Annotated in this window: 7 protein-coding genes; 3 read left to right on the plus strand and 4 right to left on the minus strand. The window is 40.8% G+C overall.

From position 1 onward, the window contains the following. The first annotated feature begins 248 nt into the window (after positions 1-248). The 3 genes from KME09_02410 (at position 249) to KME09_02420 (ending at position 3,969) form a co-directional block, all read left to right on the plus strand. A complete protein-coding gene (locus KME09_02410; protein MBW4532765.1) occupies positions 249-1,532 on the plus strand; it encodes a serine hydroxymethyltransferase in 1,284 nt (427 codons plus the stop codon). A 95-nt stretch (positions 1,533-1,627) separates the two neighbouring features. After that, entirely contained in the window at positions 1,628-2,710 is a 1,083-nt protein-coding gene (locus KME09_02415) for an undecaprenyl/decaprenyl-phosphate alpha-N-acetylglucosaminyl 1-phosphate transferase (protein MBW4532766.1), read from the plus strand. Next, positions 2,707-3,969: a competence/damage-inducible protein A gene (locus KME09_02420; protein ID MBW4532767.1), complete on the plus strand. Its 1,263-nt coding sequence runs from the start codon at positions 2,707-2,709 to the stop codon at positions 3,967-3,969. Before KME09_02415 ends, KME09_02420 begins: the two co-directional genes overlap by 4 nt. A 117-nt stretch (positions 3,970-4,086) precedes the next feature. On the opposite strand, the gene KME09_02425 is transcribed toward KME09_02420, so the two are convergent. The 4 genes from KME09_02425 to KME09_02440 form a co-directional block, all read right to left on the minus strand. After that, on the minus strand, positions 4,087-4,296 hold the full coding sequence (locus KME09_02425; GenBank protein MBW4532768.1) for a DUF2949 domain-containing protein: 210 nt from the start codon (positions 4,294-4,296) through the stop codon (positions 4,087-4,089). A 478-nt stretch (positions 4,297-4,774) separates the two neighbouring features. Beyond that, on the minus strand, positions 4,775-5,464 hold the full coding sequence (locus tag KME09_02430; GenBank protein ID MBW4532769.1) for a response regulator transcription factor: 690 nt from the start codon (positions 5,462-5,464) through the stop codon (positions 4,775-4,777). Positions 5,465-5,501: 37 nt separating this feature from the next. Further along, on the minus strand, positions 5,502-6,425 hold the full coding sequence (locus KME09_02435; GenBank protein MBW4532770.1) for an NAD(+) kinase: 924 nt from the start codon (positions 6,423-6,425) through the stop codon (positions 5,502-5,504). 398 nt (positions 6,426-6,823) lie between these two features. Beyond that, positions 6,824-6,981: photosystem II D2 protein (photosystem q(a) protein) (locus KME09_02440; GenBank protein MBW4532771.1), on the minus strand; the 158-nt coding region annotated here is incomplete at its 5' end.

The raw sequence follows: 6,981 nt of genomic DNA on the forward strand, positions 1-6,981 counted from the left end.
ACTAAAATTAGATTTTTTGACACCTGCTGTATTATTTAATGATCTTTATTTCTAGTTTAATAGTCATTGTCAGGTAATCAAAATTTATTTTTCTCGATTTTTTGCCCTAATTTTCTCAATGAATAAATTATCGGTAAAAATTATTGTTTTCCTTTCTATACAAGGTTATTTCCTAAATTAATAGTTTTCAAGAGGACACTGAATTAGATAGCATAGATCATACTTATCGAAAATTACAGAATCAGATAGTGAATCAAACTAATTTAGATTTCCTCGTCCAAACAGATCCCGAAATTGCGGAAATTATTGATTTAGAATTAGGTCGTCAGCGATCGCATTTAGAGCTAATTGCCAGCGAAAACTTTACTTCTCCTGCGGTACTAGCTGCTCAAGGTTCAGTCTTAACGAATAAATACGCCGAGGGTCTACCAGGAAAACGCTATTATGGCGGTTGCGAATTTGTAGATCGTGCCGAACAGCTAGCGATTGACCGCGCTAAACAATTATTTGGGGCCGAGATGGCAAACGTACAGCCCCATTCAGGCGCTCAAGCAAACTTTGCAGTTTTTCTAACCTTGTTAGAACCAGGCGATACCATCATGGGGATGGATTTATCCCACGGTGGACATTTGACTCATGGTTCTCCTGTAAACGTTTCAGGAAAATGGTTTAACGTCGTGCAGTATGGCGTAAACCAAGAGACAGAACAGTTAGACTTCGAGCAAATTAGAGCCTTGGCGTTAAAAGAACGTCCTAAACTAATTATCTGTGGCTATTCTGCCTATCCCCGCACTATTGATTTTGCTAAATTTAGAGAAATTGCTGATGAAGTTGGCGCGTATTTATTAGCTGATATTGCTCATATTGCTGGTTTGGTGGCAACAGGACACCATCCTAACCCTGTTTCCTATTGTGATGTGGTGACAACTACTACTCACAAAACCTTAAGAGGGCCAAGAGGTGGCTTAATTCTGACTCGCGACGCTGAATTAGGTAAAAAACTCAATAAATCAGTCTTTCCTGGGACTCAAGGTGGCCCTCTAGAACATGTCATTGCAGGTAAAGCCGTCGCCTTTGGGGAAGCTCTCAAACCAGAATTCAAAGAGTATTCAGGTCAGGTAATTATCAACGCCCAATCAATGGCCGAAGCCTTCAAAGCCAGAAATTTTAAGCTAGTATCTGACGGTACAGACAATCATCTTATTTTGGTTGACCTACGTAGTATTGGCATGACAGGTAAAAAAGGCGATGCTCTTGTTAGTCAGGTAAATATTACCGCTAATAAAAACACCGTGCCTTTTGATTCTGAATCACCTTTTGTCACTAGTGGGCTGCGCTTGGGTTCTCCTGCCATGACCACCAGAGGAATGGGGGCGACAGAGTTCCAAGAAATTGCTAACATTATCGCTGACAAACTACTCAACCCTGAAGATGAGGCTGTACAACAAAAATGTTTAGATCGAGTGGCTGCTTTGTGCGATCGCTTTCCTCTCTATCCTTATTTACAAATTCCTGTACCTGCCAAGATATAGGAGTATGCTGAGGAAGGAGTAATGCAATCCGTGCGAGCAACAGCTTGATGTTATTAGAAAGTACACCTTATATTCCCCCTGGAACTTGAACTCAGATGCCTGTTGAACTATATCATCTGATTGCTTTTCTCACCTCGGTTACCTTTGTTTTATGGACGATACCCGATGTCAAAACTTTAGGTTTAAAGTTGGGTATCGTAGATCGACCAAACGCCAGGAAGATTCACCAAAAACCCGTTGTCCGAGTGGGCGGGGTTTCTATTTTTGCTGGCACCATTGCTGCTTTAGTTATTGTCTGGCTGCTGGGGGGATTTTCTGCCCTCGCTTCTGATAAAGTTACGGAAGTCTGGGCGGTAATTATTGGCAGCATTTTATTTTTTGGCATTGGTTTTGCTGACGATTTGTTTAATCTCACCCCCATTTCACGGTTACTGATGCAAGTTGCCGTAGCTACTGGTTGTTGGTATATGGGAGTCAGGATCGATTTTGTCTCTTTTCCGATCTATTCTCTAGTTAAAATCTACTGGCTAAGTCTTCCTGTTACCGTAGTCTGGCTCGTCGGGATGGCAAATGCCATTAACTGGATTGATGGGGTTGATGGTTTAGCGGCTGGGGTTTCGGGGATTGCTGCCTTTGTAATGTTAGTTGTGACCTTGTTTATGGATCAGCCTGCTGCTGGCCTAATTGCGGCGGCGATGGCAGGGGGCGCACTGGGATTCCTCCGTTATAACTTCAATCCCGCCCAGATCTTTATGGGGGATGGGGGAGCGTATTTTATGGGCTTTACCCTAGCAGCAGTCGGCGTAGTTGGCTTGGTTAAAACTACGGCGATCACAGCTGTTCTCTTACCCTATCTAATTCTGGCAGTTCCTATTCTCGATATGTCGGCGGTAATTTTTTCCCGTATTAGTAAAGGAAAATCGCCTTTTATTGCTGATAAAAGTCATCTACATCATTGGTTGCTCAAAACGGGAATTTCCCAGCGTCAGACAGTATTGTTTATTTATACCCTAACTTTTTGGGTCGGCAGCTTGGCTCTTGGCTTTTCCAATATTCCTAGCGGTTGGGGATATGCAATTGGCGCAACAATGCTACTAGCTTGGCAACTTTGGCAGGTTTGGCAAGTCTGGAAAGAAAGGCGTAGAATCCTTAACAACATTAGTGAATCAGATCGATGAGCGCAGAAATTATTTGTATTGGGACAGAATTACTTTTAGGAGATATTTTAAACACCAACTGTCAATATTTAGCCCAAGAATTAGCTAATCTAGGTATTCCCCATTACTATCAAACGGTAGTGGGAGATAACGTAGAGCGGATTCATCAAGTAATAGCTACTGCCATTAAACGCGCTTCAATTTTAATATTTACTGGTGGTTTAGGCCCAACCCCTGACGATTTAACCATCGAGACAATTGCTAGTTTCTTTAACACTCCTTTGCAAGAAGAAGCTGCAATTATTCAAGATATTGCCAGTAAATTTGCCTCAGTGGGGCGAGTTATGTCTCCTAGTAACCGTAAACAGGCGCTTATTCCCCAAGGCGCGACCACCCTGCCTAATCCGACAGGGACAGCTCCAGGTATTATTTGGCAGCCCCAGTCGGGTCTTACCATCATGACCTTCCCTGGAGTTCCTTCCGAGATGTATCGTATGTGGCAAGATACTGCTGTTCCCTTTCTCAAAAGCCAGGGTTGGGGTCAAGAAACTATTTATAGTGAAATGATGCGTTTTCGGGGTATTGGTGAATCGGCTTTGGCGGAAAAAGTAGCTCATCTGTTCGATTCTCAAAATCCTACCGTTGCCCCCTATGCAGGTAAAGGAGAAGTACGTCTGCGGGTAGCTGCTAAAGCAAGTTCTCAAAAAGAGGCAGCAGCAATGATTCAACCCATCGCTACAGAAATCAAGCAGATTGCAGGGTTAGATTATTTTGGCAGTGATGAGGAGACTCTCGCAGCCGTAGTCGGCAAATTATTAACTAATACCCAGCAGACTCTTAGCGTCGCCGAATCTTGTACTGGGGGTGGTTTAGGCGCAATGTTAACTGAAATTCCTGGTAGCTCTAGCTATTTTTGGGGCGGAGTAATTGCCTATGCCAATCAGGTTAAGCAGGCTCTTTTGCACGTAAATAGTCAAGATTTAGCCGAGTATGGGGCGGTGAGCGAGATTGTAGCCCAGCAAATGGCTTTGGGAGTTAAACAGCGCTTACAAACGGACTGGGGGATTAGTATTACTGGTATAGCAGGGCCAAGTGGCGATACTCCAGATAAACCTGTAGGGTTGGTGTACATCGGCATAGCTACCCCTGAAAATGAAAGCTTTAGTTATGATTATCGTTTTGGCCAGCAAAGAGGTCGGGAGTTAGTGCGCTATTTAAGTTCTTGTACGGCTCTGGATTTGTTACGACGCAATCTGATCAAACGTAGTTTGTCTGTTTAGAAGCTTCAGTCGATCGCAACTTGATAGTTGACCTTCAAGAATTTTGGCTCAAGATCACTAAAGCTAACAAGCTGATAGCTGTTAACTGCCACTGAATAGTTAATCGAAGAGATTTATTTAGCTTAAATCTTGTTTTGTTCTGCTGTGCAGCCAATCATAAATACGATCTAACTCTTCTAGAGTTACTAGACCATATTGCCACAGAATCATGGGAATAGGAGCAGGATGCTCTTCTACAGACCTTTGCACAGTTTCGATGGAATCATTAGAAAGCGCCAACTCTTCTTTTAAAAACTTGATAAAATTGCTGTATATGGCTGGTTTCATGATGGGTTTACCTTGGGTTAAACTTTTAAATTGAATTATCTATAATTTTGCTGACCCAGAAACGTAATTTTAGCTATCACTTCTCTTAAGAGAGTTTTTGCTATTGTTGAATATTTCTCAAGTTTTGCCTGTGTTTTTAACTACCAAAAAATTAAGCTAAATCTTAAGACATTTATCTTTAGCTTTAAGCCAAATTAAATCCAAAAGTATTATGCTTTTAGGGCAGAAACGATTGTCATCAAAATCTTAGGTTTCTAATAATGACACACATATCCTAATACGTAAAAACACTTAATAAAACTATGTATTGCCAAGGATATTATATATTGGGAAATTTTCACTCTTTCTCTTGATAGATAAGTGCAATCGCGATGAAATCTACATAAAATCTTAATATTTTTAATATTTTTGACGCAGATTTGCTTGGGTTGGAATTGAAAATTTTTGGCGTTCCGCTATCAGCTTTCACCAACTATGATTATTCTCGTAAGACATAGCCAATTCCTCGGACAGTTTGAATTAACCTTTTGTGATTTTGACTTTCGATCTTAAGACGTAAATAGCGAATATATACTTCAATTACATTAGATTCACCACGGTAATCATATCCCCAAACGTTTTCAATAATTTCTTCTCTAGTCATTACCTGTTGTGGATTTGACATCAGATATTTCAGTAATTCAAATTCTTTCATTGTTAGTCCAATTACCTGATCTCCTCTAATTGCTTGGCGAGTGCTTAAGTCTAAAATTAATTCCCCAAACCTTAACTGCTCAGGAATATCAGTTTCTGTCTGAAGATATAAATTGATCTGCTCGAGTAATTTATCTTTCTGATAAGGCTTCAACAAGTAATCATCGGCTCCTGCTTCGAGACAAGCAACTCGTTCAGCGACAGTCTCTTGTTCAACCAACATTAGTATAGGTACATGCTCTCCCGCACGACGCAACTGACGACATAAATCAAATCCAGATTTACCTGTAAAAGTACGATCGACAATCACCATTACTGGTTGATAAGCGCTTAATTCAGACCATCCCTTCAAAGCTGTCTCCACCACAGGTAGATAACCTAGGGTTTTAAGATCTAGACTCGCCTGCTGAGCAAAAATATCGTCTGTCAGCAGTAATATTGATAGATCAGCCGTACTGTAATTATTTACCAAAATCTTATACTCCTACGACAACAATCAGGTTAATGCTAGTTTAGGGCAATTCTACCGATGTTGGTTTAGCGATATGAGGCAGTCCCCAACCCAATTTTTCCCGTAGAATACGAAAGAATTCAGGCGATCGCAGACGAATAAACCGTGCAGGATAGATGGATTTTTCAATTAAAATGTGATCTTCAGGCAGAATATAACAGCCACCATTACCATCAACCACCATCACCATGCGATTGGGAGTGGCAGGAAAAACTGTTACAGATTCGCGATCGCTAAATACTAAGGAGCGAGAAGCCAGAGAATGAGGGCAAATCGGCGCTAGCTGTAATACAGGTACATCAGGGGTTAAGACAGGCCCTCCTGCACTTAAAGCATAAGCAGTTGAGCCAGTCGGAGTAGAAATAATAATCCCGTCCGCTGCGACATCTACAGGGGCATGGTCGCCAATTTTTACTTCAAAATGACACATACTAGTTAAGGGTTCGCGATGCAAAACCATTTCATTAAGGCTCAGAGCTTCCCACAATAGAGTGTCATCACGAAATACTCTGACTGCCAACATAGAACGTTCTTCGATCTGATATTCTCCAGCGATTAACTGTTCTAAATCTTCCCTCAGATGGCTTAGGTAGCTTTCGGTTAAAAACCCCATGTGTCCTGTGTTTACGGTTAACAAAGGAATATTATAAGGAGCAAGTTGCCGAAATGCTGATAGAACCGTACCATCTCCACCCAAAACAATTGCAAACTTGACACTGGGATCGAAGTTGGAAGGGGTTAACTGCTCAATTCGGGTGTGACACACAGGACTATCAGGAGTCGAATATTCTAAGATTCCTCCCATACCAGTCGCCAGACAGACATCCCAGCCAGAAGAAGTTAGCTTTTCTGTAATTTCTGAGGCAATCTTGCAGGCGATCGGCTTAATATCGTTATAAACAATGCCGGCTTTTGGCTTTGGCACAACTAATTACTATCCCGTACTAATCTGGTCTTAATTTTAAAAAGCTTTGATATATATTTATGTATAAGTATATAAGTCGAAAAAGTTTTGCTGGTATTGACGTTAGCGTGACTCAAAGGCAATTATTTATTTCATCTTTGATTCTTGCTTGTCTCATAAAACTCATAACAACTAACAACACAATATTTAAATATTAAATTTTAGAGTCATATCTTACAGCCTATCGTGCAGCAACTAAAAATAATAGTCTATTGTGCTAATTATTATTATTAATTGAAATTAAGACGCTCACAAACCACCAACCAAATCACATATAGATCTATAAAAATAAGCTCCCCAGCTAGAGGAGCTTATTCATCAAGCCTAAAAAAAACTTAGACTTCAATCAAGGAAGTGAATTAAAGAGCGTTACCACGAGGTAATACTTCTTCTGGGAATTCAAAGTTTTCTTGTGGTTGGTCTTGTGTTGCCATCCATGCTCTTAGACCTTCATTGAGCAAGATGTTTTTGGTATAAAAAGTTTCAAATTCAGGATCTTCTGCTGCTCTCAACTCTT

It is taken from the genome of Pleurocapsa minor HA4230-MV1, assembly GCA_019359095.1.
GTDB classification, from domain to species: Bacteria; Cyanobacteriota; Cyanobacteriia; order Cyanobacteriales; family Xenococcaceae; genus Waterburya; species Waterburya minor.

Coding starts and splice junctions, on each gene's coding strand:
- KME09_02415 (MBW4532766.1), top strand. CDS start 1,628: ATGCCTGTTGAACTATATCATCTGATTGCTTTTCTCACCTCGGTTACC.
- KME09_02420 (MBW4532767.1), top strand. CDS start 2,707: ATGAGCGCAGAAATTATTTGTATTGGGACAGAATTACTTTTAGGAGAT.
- KME09_02425 (MBW4532768.1), bottom strand. CDS start 4,296: ATGAAACCAGCCATATACAGCAATTTTATCAAGTTTTTAAAAGAAGAG.